Annotated in this window: 10 protein-coding genes; 5 read left to right on the forward strand and 5 right to left on the reverse strand. The window is 67.7% G+C overall.

The annotated features are described in order from the left end of the window. Positions 1-13: 13 nt before the first annotated feature. Positions 14-2,098 (reverse strand): glycosyltransferase, encoded by a 2,085-nt coding sequence (locus V6Z91_RS23980; RefSeq protein WP_338762130.1) that lies wholly within the window; start codon positions 2,096-2,098, stop codon positions 14-16. A gap of 94 nt (positions 2,099-2,192) precedes the next feature. On the opposite strand from V6Z91_RS23980, the gene V6Z91_RS23985 reads away from it, so the two are divergent. From V6Z91_RS23985 to V6Z91_RS23995, 3 genes are read left to right on the forward strand one after another with little or no spacing between them, the layout of a single operon-like run. Next, positions 2,193-3,527 carry a putative O-glycosylation ligase, exosortase A system-associated gene (locus tag V6Z91_RS23985; protein WP_338762132.1) on the forward strand — a complete coding sequence of 445 codons (1,335 nt, stop codon included), beginning with the start codon at positions 2,193-2,195 and terminating at the stop codon, positions 3,525-3,527. Between the two features lie 4 nt (positions 3,528-3,531). After that, the gene (locus V6Z91_RS23990) at positions 3,532-4,254 is read left to right on the forward strand and encodes a hypothetical protein (RefSeq protein ID WP_338762134.1); all 723 of its coding nucleotides are present in this window, start codon (positions 3,532-3,534) and stop codon (positions 4,252-4,254) included. Next, complete coding sequence (locus V6Z91_RS23995; RefSeq protein WP_338762137.1) at positions 4,233-4,862, forward strand: ABC transporter permease; 630 nt, start codon at positions 4,233-4,235, stop codon at positions 4,860-4,862. Before V6Z91_RS23990 ends, V6Z91_RS23995 begins: the two co-directional genes overlap by 22 nt. A 27-nt stretch (positions 4,863-4,889) precedes the next feature. Here the strand turns inward: V6Z91_RS23995 and prsR are convergent, their stop codons facing one another. Genes prsR through V6Z91_RS24010 form a run of 3 tightly spaced genes read right to left on the reverse strand, consistent with a single transcriptional unit; the run spans position 4,890 to position 9,709 of the window. Continuing rightward, on the reverse strand, positions 4,890-6,236 hold the full coding sequence (gene prsR / locus V6Z91_RS24000; RefSeq protein WP_338762140.1) for a PEP-CTERM-box response regulator transcription factor: 1,347 nt from the start codon (positions 6,234-6,236) through the stop codon (positions 4,890-4,892). Between the two features lie 15 nt (positions 6,237-6,251). Then, positions 6,252-8,330, reverse strand: coding sequence for an XrtA/PEP-CTERM system histidine kinase PrsK (gene prsK / locus V6Z91_RS24005; RefSeq protein ID WP_338772027.1), 2,079 nt, complete (start codon positions 8,328-8,330; stop codon positions 6,252-6,254). Next, complete coding sequence (locus V6Z91_RS24010) at positions 8,330-9,709, reverse strand: TIGR03013 family XrtA/PEP-CTERM system glycosyltransferase (protein WP_338762142.1); 1,380 nt, start codon at positions 9,707-9,709, stop codon at positions 8,330-8,332. Before V6Z91_RS24010 ends, prsK begins: the two co-directional genes overlap by 1 nt. A gap of 190 nt (positions 9,710-9,899) precedes the next feature. On the opposite strand from V6Z91_RS24010, the gene nadB reads away from it, so the two are divergent. After that, positions 9,900-11,513, forward strand: coding sequence for an L-aspartate oxidase (gene nadB, locus V6Z91_RS24015; protein WP_338762144.1), 1,614 nt, complete (start codon positions 9,900-9,902; stop codon positions 11,511-11,513). A 10-nt stretch (positions 11,514-11,523) separates the two neighbouring features. Beyond that, positions 11,524-12,060 (forward strand): GNAT family N-acetyltransferase, encoded by a 537-nt coding sequence (locus V6Z91_RS24020; RefSeq protein WP_338762146.1) that lies wholly within the window; start codon positions 11,524-11,526, stop codon positions 12,058-12,060. A gap of 10 nt (positions 12,061-12,070) precedes the next feature. Here V6Z91_RS24020 and V6Z91_RS24025 read toward each other — a convergent pair whose 3' ends face one another. Next, positions 12,071-14,155, reverse strand: coding sequence for a 3-hydroxyacyl-CoA dehydrogenase NAD-binding domain-containing protein (locus V6Z91_RS24025; protein ID WP_338762148.1), 2,085 nt, complete (start codon positions 14,153-14,155; stop codon positions 12,071-12,073). Between the last annotated feature and the right edge of the window lie 211 nt (positions 14,156-14,366).

The following is a 14,366-nucleotide window of genomic DNA, read 5'->3' on the forward strand; positions in this document are numbered from 1 at the left end:
GGCGGAGGGCATGCTACAACAGCCCTTCGTAGAACGCGTGAACCATTGCCTGCACGCGCGCGGTGCTGAACCGGCGCACCGCGTCGTCCCTGCCTTCGGCGCCCATCCGTGCACGCCTGTCCGGGTCGGCGAGCAGGCCGGCGACGGCACGCGCCACGGTTTCCTCGTCGTCGAGCGGGACCAGCATGCCGCCCCCGCTGCCTGACAGCACATCGGAATTGCCGGGCACATCGCTGGCGACGGCCGGAACGCCGCACGCCATGGCTTCGATGGTGGCGATGCCGAATCCCTCGCGCCTGCTGAGCAGCAGATGCACGTCGAATGCCGGCATGATCTCCTCGATCCGGTCCTGGTAGCCAGTGAAGATCACGAACGGTTCCAGGCCCCGCGCGGCAACCAGGCTTCTTACCTGCGCTTCCAGGGGACCGGTACCGGCCAGGACGAGGTGCAGGGTCGGAAACGCCGCGCGCAGTGCGCCGAGCAGCGCCACCAGGGCCTCGGGCCGCTTCTGCGGCGAGAGGCGCGCCACGGAACCGATCACGAGGGCATCGGCCGGCAGTTGCCATCGCCGGCGCGTGGCGGCGCGCAGCTCGGGCGAAGGACGAAAGCGCTGGGTGTCGACGCAGTTCGGAATGACCGCCAGCCGGATGTCGTCGCGGATGAAGGGCCGGTACAACGCCAGAAAGTGCTGGAGCGCGGCCTCCGTCGCGCCATAGATTCCGCGCACCGCGGCAAACGCTTCCTGCAACAACGGCCGATGCCAGCGGCCGAACTCGCATGGCGGGAAGGTGTTGTGCACGCTGATCACGGCCGGCAGGCCACACCTGCCGGCAATCCACAGGGCCGTGGCCCCATAGGTATTCCAGCAAAAGGCGACATGCACGAGGTCGGCCCTGATGCGGCGCAGGGCGCGTACGCTGCCCAGCAGCGCCCGGATCTTGTTGACGCGCCGCCAGCGCCATTGCTCGAGCACGGGCGGTGGTGCGAAGTGCCGCACAGGAACGCGGCGATCGACGAGGGTGCCCGCCCATACGGCACTGCGCGGGAACGGCCGAATGCCGATGACCCCGTCGTATCCTCCCGCGCGCAGGAACTGCGCCTCCTGCGCCATGCGCAACTCCATGCCGCCCAATTCTCCCGAATAGCTCGTGATCAGGATGCGGCCCCGGCCGGTCGAACGGCCGGCCCGCCATGCTTCGCGCATGTAGCCGTCCAGGTAGGCCATTTCCCAGCGGTGCCGGAAGGCGCTGTCCGCATCGCGGCGAATCCAGGCCTTGGCCAGTCCGAGGAGTTCCAGCCCGAACCGGCTGAACATCCAGCGGGGTACGCCGAACCATTCCTTGAACCGCCCTTCGCACTCCTGCCGGTACTTGCCGCGGCCGAAGCGGCGGGCGCGTTCGATCACCCACTGCGGGGTCATCTGCTGAGGCCGGATATAGTGCGCGACCCGCGCGCGCGGGCAGAACCATGCACCGTGTCCGGCATCGCCGAGGCGGCGCGTCAGCTGCGTTTCGCTGCCCATCGCGTAGGCCCCGGCGGCCGGTCCGATCGTTTCATCGAAACGGAGCCCCTGCTCGAACAGGTGGCGCCGGATCGCCAAATTGGCACCCCACACGAGGCCGGGAAAAACGGGACCATCCTCGATCTCGGGTGGCGTGATGCCGAACGTCAGGCCGAGCGGCACGAGACGCTCGATCCACTCCGGCGGCGTGGCGCCCCAGTCCGCGACGATGCGCCCGCCAAAGATGTCATAGGCCGGCTGCTCGTGCGCCGCCTCGGCAAGCCGCACGAGCCAGTCTTCCTCCGGCGTGACATCGTCATCCGTGAAGACAAACAGTCCGCCGGGCTCGCGGGCCTGGAGCGCGACGGCAAGCGCCGCATTGAGCGCCACGTTCTTGCCCCGGCGCGGCACCCAGAGATAAAGCAGCGGCAGCCGACCGGCATACTGGTCCACCAGCGCACGCGTTCCATCGGTGCTGCCGTTGTCGGCGATCAGGAGCCGCCAGCCACGCGGCGGCGCGATCAGGCGGGAATAGGCTTCCAGGACCTTCGGCAGCGTGGCCGCCCCATTGAAGGTTGCCATGAGAACGGTCAACAAGGGCGCTCCTCCTGCGACGTATGATGGACTGCCGGGCTGAACCAGTGTACTGGCGGGCCTTTTGGATCCGTTGAGGTCCGTCAAGAAGAAAGCCATGCGCGATATTTTCGTCACCCTCCTGGTCCTTGGTGGCCTGCCGTTTGCCCTGCAACGTCCCGTGATCGGCGGCCTGATGTGGGTGTGGATCAGCGTCATGAATCCCCATACGCAGGGCTGGGGCTTCGCCACCACGTTCCCATTCGCCCAACTGATCGCCGGCGTCACTCTCCTCAGCCTGCTGAAGTCGCGCGAAAAGAACAGGCTGCCGATGACGCCGATCACGATCACCCTGATCCTGTTCGTCGTGTGGATGAACATCACGACCCTCTTCGCGATCATTCCCAATGCCGCCTGGGGCCAGTGGAACAAGGTGATGAAGATCATGCTGATGACCTTCGTCGTGATGATGGTCATCCGGAAGCGCGAACATGTGCGCCACCTGATCTGGGTGCTCGTGATATCGCTGGGTTACTACGGCGTCAAGGGCGGCATCTTCACGGTCCGCAGCGGCGGCAACCAGCGCGTGTGGGGGCCGATCGGCACTTTCATCGGCGACAACAATGCGCTCGCGCTGGCGCTGATCATGACCATTCCGCTGATGTACTACCTGATGCAGGAACTGCCGAAACAGTGGATGCGCAGACTCATGTTCGTCGCCATGGGCTTGTGCGCGCTCGCGGCGCTGGGGAGTTACTCGCGCGGCGGCTTCCTCGCGATCATCGCCATGCTGGCGTTCATGTGGAAGAAGAGCCGCCACAAGCTGGCCGGCGCCGCGCTGCTGGTGCTGCTGGTACCGCTCGCCCTGCTGTTCATGCCCGAGCAGTGGGCGGCGCGCATGGACACCATCTCCGAATACGAGGCCGATCACTCGGCGATGGGCCGCATCAACGCATGGCAGACCGCGTACAACCTGGCGTGCGACCGGTTCTTCGGCGGCGGCTTCTCGATGTACGAGCCGATGACATTCGCGATGTATGCCCCCGATCCCTCGGCGGTGCATGCCGCCCACAGCATCTACTTCCAGGCGCTGGGCGAACATGGCTGGATCGGGCTCGGCCTGTACCTGATGCTTGGCTTCCTGACCTGGCGCTACGCGGCCTGGATCGTGCGGCACTGCCGTGGCCGTGCGGACCTGCAATGGGCCGCCTCGCTGGCCGCCATGATCCAGGCAAGCCTGATCGGCTTCGCCGTCGGCGGGGCTTTCCTCAGCCTGCTGTACTGGGACGTACCGTACTACCTGATGGTGGCCGTGATGGCCACCCGCGCGGTCGTCGCGCAACATCTTGCCGTATCGCCGGCGGCCGCCGCGCACGCGCATCAACGCGCGTCACGACTCGGCCCTACTGTTGAGTCTCGACAAGGAAAGAGCGCAGGCCCGGAGGTTAAATGAAGCGATGAACAATCGCTTCCTGAAAACGGTCACGGACCTTGGCTGGTTCGATGCCGTGTTGTATGGCGTGGCGCGCATTTGCCGGAACAGCCCGCTTCGCCTGCACCGCTATTACTTCGTCGCGCAGCGCGTGGCGAGCACCCCTTCACGCGCCGGCTGGGGCCGCGCGATCCGGGTGCGCGCCGTCTCGGTCCTTGCCGACATCCCATGGGGCTATCCACGCCCCCGCGACGTGCTGGCCGAGCGCTTTCGCCAGGGCGGCCACAGCCTTGCCGCCTGGCGCGGCGACGAACTGGCGGGCTTCCTGTGGTACCAGTTCGGCGCTTATCGCGAAGACGAAGTGCGCGTGCGGTACTGCCTTGCATCGCCCCACTCCGCATGGGACTACGACGTCTTCGTGCAGCCGCACCTGCGCCTCGGCCCCACATTCGCCAAGCTCTGGGAAGAGGCGCACTTCCGGCTGCACGCACGCGGCGTGCGCTGGACCTGCAGCCGGATCTCCGCGTTCAACCCCGACTCCCTGCGCTCGCATGCCCGGCTGGGCGCCGTCAGGCTGGGCAGCGCCACGTCCGTCACGCTCGGGCGCTGGCAATGCATGTTCGCGACACAGGCCCCCTACTTCCACGTTTCATTCAGCGCGGGGTCAATCCCGCAGCTGCGTTTCGACACCGATGCGCTGGAACACGCGCCACGACAGGAATCCCTATGCCACCCCGGTCGCCCCTGATCTTCGCCCTGCTGCTTGCCCTTCCCCTGCTGCACGGCGCCGCCCACGCACGCAGCGATTGCCCGCCTTTCAACAATACGATCACCGGCGGCGATTACACGAATCCCGAACACCGGCAGAAGCTCGATGTCGTCGAGCGCTTCCATTTCACGCCGCAGGTCGAGCGCCTGGAACGCGGGCAGTCCGGCTATCTCGGCGACGACATCGGCTATACGCTGGACCATTTCGCCAACCACCATCGTGCACTCGCCTCGCTGGCGCGCCTCGCCCTGCGCGAAAAATCGTCGCGTCCGAAAGGCGCGAAGTATTCCATCGAATGCTATTTCGACCGGGCCATCCGCTTCCGGCCGGATGACGCGCGGGTGCGCGCCATCCTGGGCGGCTACCTGCTGGCACTCGGCCACGAGGATGCCGCGCTTACCCAGCTCGAGGAAGCGGCGCGGCTGGAGCCGCGCAACGGGATGAACCAGTACAACCTGGGCCTGGTCTACGTGCGCAAGAAGGATTTCGACAAGGCGCGCGAAGCAGCCAGGCTGGCTTATGAGCTGGGGGTGCCGCTTCCCGGCCTGAAGAACAAGCTGGCCGCCGCGGGGCAGTGGCGGGATTGAACCCTTGCCCCGCGCGCGACGGGCGGCTCACTTGATGCCGTGATGCGCCATCAGGTCGTACAGCGTCGGGCGGCTGACCCCGAGCATTTCCGCGGCACGGGCGATATTGCCGCCCGAGCGGGCCAGCGCCTTGACCATCACGCGGTACTCCGCGGCGTCGCGCGCGGCGCGCAGGTCGATGCTGTCGTCCGCCGCGCCCGCCTCTGGCAGGCCCAGGTCCGCCGTCGTGATCTGCGAACCCTCGGCCATGATGACGGCGCGCTTGATGCAGTTCTCCATCTCCCGTACATTGCCCGGCCATGCATAGGCCTCGATGGCCGCGATGGCGTCCGGGCTGAAATGCATCGTCGACCTGCCTTCGCTGCCACAGAAGCGGTTCTTGAAATGCTGCGCCAGCAGCACCGCATCGCCCACGCGCTCGCGCAGCGGCGGGATCACCAGCACGATCTCGCTCAGGCGATAAAACAGGTCCTCGCGAAACGTTCCCTCGTCCACCAGCGTCTTGAGGTTGCGGTGCGTGGCGCAGACGATGCGCACGTCCACGGCGATCTCGCTGCGCCCGCCGACCCGCTCGATCACGCGTTCCTGCAGGAAGCGCAACAGCTTCGCCTGCAGCGCCAATGCCATGTCGCCGATCTCGTCCAGGAAGAAGGTGCCGCCCTGGGCCAGCTCGATCTTGCCGGGCGTCTGGCGCACCGCGCCGGTGAACGCGCCTTTCTCATGGCCGAACAGCTCGCTTTCCAGCAAGTGCTCGGGAATGGCCGCGCAATTGATGGCCACGAAGCGCTTGTCGTGCCGCGCCGACAGCCGATGCAGGCCGCGTGCAATCAGCTCCTTGCCGCTGCCCGACGCGCCCAGCAGCAGGACCGTGGCCGACGATGGCGCCACTTTTTCCACGCTGCGGCACACCTTCAGCATGCCCGGATCGCGGCTGACGATCCCCGCCAGCGGCGAATCGGCTTCGATCTGCAGCATGCGGCGATTGTCCTGCTGCACGCTGTGCAGGAAGAATGCGCGCTCGATCACCAGACGCAGCAGGTCCGCGTCGAGCGGCTTCTGGTGAAAGTCGTAGGCGCCCATTGCGATCGCCTTCAGCACGTTGGACCGGTCCCGGTTCCCTGACAGCACGACGACCTTGGTGTCCGGCGCGACGGCCAGGATCTGCTGGAGCAGCGCCAGCCCCTCGCTCGCCCCGTCCGCGTCCGGCGGCAGCCCCAGGTCCATCGTCACCACCGCCGCCTGATGCCGCCGCAGCAGCGACAAGGCGCTCTCCCGGTCGCCGGCCACCGCCACGTCGTATTCGTCCAGGCTCCAGCGCAGCTGCCGCTGCAGGCCCGCGTCATCCTCCACCACCAGAATCTTCCGCCTTGGCATGTCATCTCCCCTCGCTCAGGCCGTTACGGGCATATCGCCCAGTACCGGGTGAAGCGGGAGCACGATGCGAAACGTGCTGCCGTCACCCGGACGACTTTCCACTTCGAGCCGCCCGCCGAGTTCGCGGATGTACTCACGGCTTTCATAGACGCCGATTCCCATCCCCGCCGCCTTCGTGGTCTCGAACGGGCGGAACAGGCGGTCGCGCACGAACGACGCGCTCATGCCGCTTCCCGTGTCGCGCACTTCGATCGCGGCCCAGGCTTCGTCCACTCGTTTCAGACCCAGAGCGATCCGGCCGTCCGGTGGCGTCGCGTCGATCGCGTTCTGCAGCAGATGGGCGATGGTTCGCTCCAGCCGCTGGCCATCGACGAGCGCGAGCAGTGACTCGTCGGCGATGTCCAGGACGGGCCGGGGCTGTGCCGCCTGGTAGCCGTGGGCCGCGTTGCGCAGCACATCGGCCAGCGCGTGCGGCGCGCGGTCGAGGGCGTGGTCGCCCCGCGTCAGGCGCTGGAGCAGCGCTGTCATCTTCTGGACGGAGTGCGCCAGTGTCGCCAGCATGTCTTCCTGAAAATCCGGGTTCGACTTGTGCCGCTCCGCATTGGCGAGCAGCAGCGAGTGCTGCGACAGCAGGTTTTTCAGGTCATGGACGACGAAAGTCGACATGCGGTTGAACGATTCGAACTGGCGCGCCACCGCCAGGCGCTGCGCCAGCTCGCTGTGCGCCAGGCAGCTCGCGGCCTGGCTGCCCGCGAGGCGCAGCAGGTCGAAGATCTCCCAGTTGAGCGTTACCGGCGAACGCGGCGTGGACAGCGTGACGAACCCGAACAGCTCGCCGTGCAGCATCAATGGAACGACCAGCCACAAACCCGGGACGCCATGCAGCCACTGCGGCAGCAATCCCCGTGGTTCGCCCGGCACGCGGCGCGCGACCTCCACGATCCAGTGCCGTTCTTCGAGCAGGCGGGAGAAGGCGCTGTCCGCGGGTTCGGCGGCGTACTGCGCCGGCACGTTCCAGCAGGCGGCGGGCTGGAACAACCCATCGCGTCGGATCCACAGCGCGCCGGCCGGGCTCTCGACCAGCGCGGCGACAGCCTGGATCGCGCGCTCGCCCGGCACAGCTCCACCTTCCGACAAGGCCTGGGTGAACCGTTGCCACTCGTCGCGGTAATCGAAATGCGCCTGGTAGAAGTGCTTGCTGATGAAGACCCGCAACCAGGCGCGCGCGGACCCGGAGAACAGGATCCCCGCCAGCAGCAGGCCGGCGCCGCACAGGCAGATCAGCTGCATGACCGGCCCCCAGGCGCCTCCCACGCTGCGCAGATACCAGCCGCCCGCGGCCATCGCAAGCAAATACAGGGCACAGCCGACCAGCGCCGCAGAGCGCAACATGATCTTTCGCGACAGCGCAAGCCCCAGTTGCCAGGTGGGATTGCGGGCCGCCGAGACGGCAAGCAGCGGTACGCATAGCGCGTCCACCAAACCGCGCGCTGCCCAGATGTCGGGTTGCACGCGCCGGAACAGCAGTGCATCGCTATACAGGTAAAAGTCGTAGACGAACAGCATGCCCAGCCCCAGGCAGGCGAACTTGATGCCCCAGCGTTCGCGCGCCGGCGTGCTGCGAAACAGCTGTTCGATCAGCAAGATGCCCGCGACGGCGAGCAGCAGGCTCGATCCGATGGTGGCGATGAGGGCGGCATGGGCCGGTTGCGGTTGCGCGGGGTTGGCCTGCACGACGGATACGGGGGCCAGTTCGCCGGCGGCCAGTTGCACCATTGTCAGCAATGCCACGACGACCAGGGTGCGCTTTGCCGGCAGGCCGGCGGACGCCAACAGCCGCAGCAGGAACAGCAGCCAGGCCGCCGTCCGCAAGGTTTCCAGCACCCGTGCGGCCTGCGCGATGTCCATGCCGAACACCTGCCAGCCGTGCAGCGCGGTGGCCGCCGACCACAGGGCGGTGGCGGCGCAGGCGCCGACGAGCAGGCGGTGCTGGCCCCGCACGCGCCGGCCCATCAACAGCAGCAGGGCAAGGATCGCGAACGCCGCGGCGCCGAGGCCATGACTGGTCGATGCCACCAGCACCGCGTTCTCCATCACCGCGCGCCCTTGCCGGAGAGGACCACCTGCACCGTGTCGATCAGGATCAGCAGGTCGAGGAACAGGCTGTTGTTCTTGACGTAGTACAGGTCGTACTGCAGCTTGCGCACGGCGTCTTCGACCGACGCGCCGTAGTGGTAACGCACCTGGGCCAGGCCCGTGATGCCTGGCTTGATGCTGTGGCGCACATCGTAATAGGCGATGTCCCGACCGAGTTGCTCGACGAAATAGGCCCGTTCCGGGCGCGGGCCGACAAAACTCATCTCACCGCGGAACACGTTGAACATCTGCGGCAGCTCGTCGATGCGCAGCTTGCGCAGCCAGTAACCGACCCGGGTCACGCGCGGGTCGCCGGCAGTGGCCCAGCGCGGCTTGCCGTCGCGTTCCGCGTCAAGGCCCATGCTGCGGAACTTCAGGACCTGGAACGGCCTGCCGTTCTTGCCGACCCGCTCCTGCCGGAAAATCACCGGCCCGCCATCCTCGATGACGATGCAGATGGCCGCCAGCAGCATGACCGGCAGCGTGGCCGCGCAGATCGCGGCGCTGGCCACGAGGTCGAACGAGCGCTTCACGAACGCGCGCAGGAAACTCTGGTCGAAACCGCCGCCATGGATCAGGTAACTCGGTTGCAGGGAGTCGACGCGGATCTGGCTCGCCTCGCGCTCGAAGAATGCCGCGGCATCGGTCACGCGCACGCCGCCCAGGGCGCAATCGAGCAGTTCGCGGATCGGATAGGCGCCGTTGCGCCGGTCGCTGACGGAGATCACCAGCTCGCTCGCGCCGTGCCGTCGCGCCAGCGTCAACAGCGATTCGCCCGGCTTCAACACCTTGGCCACCGGCACGCACCGCTCTTCTCCAGGCATCGGTACGCAGCCGACGACTTCGAAGCGGCGCGGCCCGCCGCGCTTGGCCGCCAGTTCGAGGCACTCGCGCGCCAGCGCGCCGGCGCCGATCAGGATCAGGCGCTCCACGAGCATATCGGATTGCGCCGACGTGAACAGCAGCACGCGCGTCATCAGCACGCATGCGCCGCCGAGGACGAACGCGAGGCCGGCCGCGCGCCCCAGGTCCATCGCCGGCAGCACTTCCATCAGCGCCGAGAACAGCACGAAGCCGACGATGAAGGCGGGCGGCACGCGGGCCAGCGCGCCGCGCAGGTCTTCGCGGAACAGCTGCTGGTAGAGCCCGAGCGCGCTCATGGCGAATACATTGATCACGGCGAACAGCATGCCGGCCAGGTAGGCATCGGAGGCGCCGCGCGGCGCGCCGCTCCACAGCAACGCCGTCGCGCTGGCGGCGGCGTGCAGGACCAGCATTTCGAACAGCAGCAGGATAAAGCCGGTTCGCGAGACGTAGTGGTTGAAGATCCGGATCACGATGAAAACTCCCTCGCCCGTCCGGTGGGCGCAACCGCCATCGCGCCGAGGATGGCTCAGCCATGATGCCGGACTGGTGCCTCGGCGGCGTTGAGACGGCGCAAAACGGCCCGAGGCATGACGGGTGTTTCCAAATGGTCTATAGTCATATATCTTTACCGCAAAAAAACAAATCGAGACCTTCCTCACCATGAAATTTGACGTAGCCATCGTCGGCAGCGGGCTGGCCGGCCTGTCGGTTGCCTTGCACCTGGCCGAAACGCGCCGGGTTGCCATCATTTCCAAACGCGAGCTGCTGGACGGCGCGAGCAACTGGGCCCAGGGCGGCATCGCCGCGGTGCTCGATTCCGGCGACAGCCACGCCGAGCACATCGCCGACACGCTCGTCGCCGGGGCCGGCCTATGCGACGAAGGCGCCACGCGCTACATCGTCGAACACGGCCGCGAGGCGATCGAATGGCTGATCGCCCAGGGCGTGCCATTCACGCGCGACACGTCGGCGGAACTGGGCTTCCACCTCACGCGCGAAGGCGGCCATAGCCAGCGGCGCATCATCCACGCGGCCGACGCGACAGGCCATGCCGTGCAGGTCACGCTGGAATCGAAGGTACGCGCCCACCCGAACATCAGCCTGTTCGAACACCACTGCGCGATCGACCTGATCACCTCCGACAAGCTGGGCCCGCGGCCGGCGCACGGCAACGCCCAGCCGAAGTGCCACGGCCTGTACGTGCAGGACGTGCGCAACGGCGAGGTGCATACGGTGGCGGCGGAACACACGGTGATGTGCACCGGCGGCGCCGGCAAGGTGTACCTGTACACCACGAATCCCGACACGGCCAGCGGCGACGGCATCGCGATGGCGTGGCGCGCCGGCTGCCGCGTCGCCAACATGGAATTCATCCAGTTCCACCCGACCTGCCTGTACCACCCGTACGCGAAATCGTTCCTCATCACCGAAGCCATGCGCGGCGAAGGCGGCCTGCTGAAGCTGCCGCCCGAGGCCGGAGCGGCGGCGGGCCAGCGCTTCATGCTGGCGCACGATCCGCGCGCCGAACTGGCCCCGCGCGACGTGGTGGCGCGCGCGATCGACTTCGAGATCAAGAAGCGCGGCCTCGACTACGTCCACCTGGACATGACGCACAAGCCGGCGCATTTCCTCATCGAGCACTTCCCCACCATTTACGCGCGCTGCCTGGAGCTGGGCATCGACATCACGAAGCAGCCAATCCCCGTCGTACCGGCCGCCCATTACACCTGCGGCGGCGTGGTGACCGACATGCTGGGCCGCACCGACCTGCGCGGGCTGTATGCCGTGGGCGAGACCGCCTATACCGGCCTGCACGGCGCGAACCGCCTGGCCAGCAATTCGCTGCTGGAATGCGTGGTGATCGGACGCGCCTGCGCCCAGGACATCCTGGCGCAGGAGAAGAACGGCACGCCGTACCTGCCGGACTGGGACGAGAGCCGCGTCACGGACGCCGACGAGGAAGTCGTCATCGCGCACAACTGGGACGAACTGCGCCGCTTCATGTGGAACTATGTCGGCATCGTGCGCACCACCAAGCGACTGGAACGCGCCCAGCACCGCATCGCGCTGCTGAAGGAGGAAATCGACGAGTACTACCGCAACTTTCGCATCACGGCGGACCTGCTGGAGTTGCGCAACCTCGTCGACGTGGCGGCCCTGATCGTCAACAGCGCGCTGCAGCGGCGCGAGAGCCGCGGGCTGCATTATTCGCGCGACTATCCGGAAACGCTGCCGAAGGCCCTGCCGACGATCCTCACGCCGCAGCGCCGGTGAAGCCGGGCCGATGAACGTCACCCTGCGCCCCGCCACCGCCGCGGACATCCCCGCGCTGGAGGCGCTGATCGCCCGCTCCGGCATCGCGCTCAGCAAGGGTTTTTATACGGAGGCGCAGGCCGAGGCCGTCACGCGCCATGTGTTCGGCGTGGACAGCCAGCTCGTGAAGGATGGCACGTACTTCGTCATCGAGCGGGATGGCCAGCCGCTGGCCTGCGGCGGCTGGAGCAGGCGCGCCACGCTGTTCGGCGCCGACCGCATGAAAGCGGCGGCGGACCCGCTGCTCGACCCGGCCACGCAGGCCGGCCGCATCCGCGCCTTCTTCGTCGATCCTGCCGTGCCCCGGCAGGGCCTGGGCACGATGCTGATCCGCCATTGCGAGGCCGAGGCGGCCCGCGCGGGGTTCCACGCGCTGGAAATGGCGGCCACGATGCCCGGCGTGCCGCTGTACCGGTCGGCCGGCTACGAAACGGTCGAGGAGTTCGAGCTCGACCTTCCCGGCGGCGTCAAGGTTCCGCTCGCGCGCATGCGCAAGCGGATCGCCTGAAGCGGCGACTTCACCGGTCGTTGAAGCCCTTGCCCTCGGCGGCCAACTGCTCCAGCCTGGCCGCCGGCTGCCATGCGTCCCCATGCCGGCCCGCGGCGAAACGGCGTATTGCCGCCAGCACTGCCGGCAGGCCGACCGTGTCGGCGTAGAACATCGGGCCGCCGCGGTACAACGGGAAGCCGTAGCCGGTCAGGTACACCATGTCGATATCCGAGGCGCGCAGCGCGATGCCCTCTTCCAGGATGCGCGCGCCCTCGTTCACCAGCGCGTACACCAGCCGTTCCACGATCTCGTCGTCGCCGATGGCGCGCCGGGCCACGCCCAGTTCCCGCGCATGATCGACGATCATCGCTTCGACCTGGGCGCTCGGCAACGCGGTACGTTCGCCGGGCCGGTAGTCGTACCAGCCCGCGCCCGCCTTCTGGCCGAACCTTCCCATCTCGCACAGCAGGTCGGGCAGCTTCGAATAGGTGATCGCCCTGCCCTCGGCCGCGCGCCGCTTGCGGATCGCCCAGCCGATGTCGTTGCCGGCCAGGTCGCTCATGCGGAACGGTCCCATCGCGAAACCAAAGCGCTCCAGCGCGCCGTCAACCTGGGCCGGCGTGCAGCCCTCCTCCAGCAGGAAACCGGCCTGGCGCAGGTATTGCTCGATCATGCGGTTGCCGATGAAACCGTCGCACACGCGCGCCACCACGCCGGTCTTCTTCAACCGCTTTGCCAGCCCCAGCACGGTGGCGAGCACGTCGTTCGCCGTCGCCCGGCCGCGCACGATTTCCAGCAGCTTCATCACATGGGCCGGGCTGAAGAAATGGGTGCCGATCACATCCAGCGGGCGGCTCGTCGCCGCCGCGATGCGGTCGATGTCCAGGGTCGACGTGTTGGTGGCCAGGATCGCCCCGGGTTTCATCACCTCGTCGAGCTGCCGGAACACGGCTTCCTTGACCGCCAGGTCTTCGAAGACCGCTTCCACGACGATATCGGCATCGGCGATCGCCTGGTATTGCAGGGCCCCGGAGATCAGGGCCATGCGTTGCGCCAACGCCTCGGGCGCCAGCTTGCCCTTGGACGCCGCGCCTTCGTAATACGCGCGGACCCCGGCGAGCCCCTTGTCCAGCGCCTCCTGCGACGCTTCCAGCACGGTCACGGGAATGCCGGCGTTGGCGAAGGCCATGGCGATCCCGGCACCCATCGTGCCGGCGCCGACGACGGCCGCGCGCGCAATCGGGCGCGACGGCGTGCCGGCCGGCAGGTCGGGCACCTTGGCCGCTTCCCGTTCGGCGAAGAACGCGTGCCGCAGCGCCTTCGATTCCGTGGTGCCGATCAGGTGCATGAAACGTTCGCGCTCGAAGGCCAGGCCCTGCTCGAACGGCATCGTGACCGCGGCGGCCACCGTCTCCACGCACTCGCGCGGCGCGGGGAACGGGCCGGCGGCGGCCGCGACGCGGGCGCGCGCGGCCTCCAGGAAGGCAGCGGGATCGGCATGCGCCGCCTGGCGGTCGCGCACCTTCGGCAGCGGCCGCACCTGCGCGATGCGCCCGGCGAACGCCACCGCCGCGGCCACCAGGTCCGTGCCGGCGGCGAACACCTCGTCGAACAGCGCGGGCAGCTTTTCCGACGCCACCGGGTTGCCCGAGACGATCATGTTCAACGCCGGTTCCAGCCCGATCGCGCGCGGCAGGCGCTGCGTGCCCCCGGCGCCCGGCAACAGGCCGAGCTTCACTTCCGGCAGCGCCACCTGGGCGCCCGGCAGGGCCACGCGGTAGTGGCAACCCAGCGCCAGTTCCAGCCCGCCGCCCATGCACACGCTGTGGATCGCCGCGACCACCGGTTTCACGGCTTCCTCGGCAGTGCGGATCAGGGTGTGCAGCGTGGGTTCGGTCAGCGCCTTCGGCGAATTGAACTCGCGAATGTCGGCGCCGCCGGAGAACGCCTTGCCCGCGCCGGTGATCACGATCGCCTCGACCCGTGGATCTTCCTGCGCGCGGCGCAGGCCGTCGACGGCCGCGGTACGGGTGGCCAGGCCAAGCCCGTTCACGGGAGGGTTGTTGAACGTGATGACGGCCACGTTGCCGTGCAGGGCGTATTCCGCACTCATGTCTCGGTTCCTCTTCTGGTGGTAGGGTGCGGCAACTATACCCGCAAACGTCCGACCGTGCTATTTGCCGGTGCCCTGTCCGCTGCGATTTTGCCGCCTGGGGTAAAATCCGCCCAAGTGACCTCCTCCATGTGCCTCTTTATCCGTCAGGAACCGCCATCGCTGCCCTAACCCTCCCCCTGGAAAACTCGTTCGCCACGTTGCCACCCGA

Origin of the sequence: Massilia sp. METH4 (genome assembly GCF_037094685.1) — a bacterium.
GTDB lineage: Bacteria > Pseudomonadota > Gammaproteobacteria > Burkholderiales > Burkholderiaceae_D > Rugamonas.

Coding starts and splice junctions, on each gene's coding strand:
- V6Z91_RS24020 (WP_338762146.1), top strand. CDS start 11,524: ATGAACGTCACCCTGCGCCCCGCCACCGCCGCGGACATCCCCGCGCTG.
- V6Z91_RS24025 (WP_338762148.1), bottom strand. CDS start 14,155: ATGAGTGCGGAATACGCCCTGCACGGCAACGTGGCCGTCATCACGTTC.
- prsK (WP_338772027.1), bottom strand. CDS start 8,330: ATGGAGAACGCGGTGCTGGTGGCATCGACCAGTCATGGCCTCGGCGCC.
- V6Z91_RS23995 (WP_338762137.1), top strand. CDS start 4,233: ATGCCACCCCGGTCGCCCCTGATCTTCGCCCTGCTGCTTGCCCTTCCC.
- nadB (WP_338762144.1), top strand. CDS start 9,900: ATGAAATTTGACGTAGCCATCGTCGGCAGCGGGCTGGCCGGCCTGTCG.
- V6Z91_RS23990 (WP_338762134.1), top strand. CDS start 3,532: ATGAACAATCGCTTCCTGAAAACGGTCACGGACCTTGGCTGGTTCGAT.
- V6Z91_RS23985 (WP_338762132.1), top strand. CDS start 2,193: ATGCGCGATATTTTCGTCACCCTCCTGGTCCTTGGTGGCCTGCCGTTT.
- prsR (WP_338762140.1), bottom strand. CDS start 6,236: ATGCCAAGGCGGAAGATTCTGGTGGTGGAGGATGACGCGGGCCTGCAG.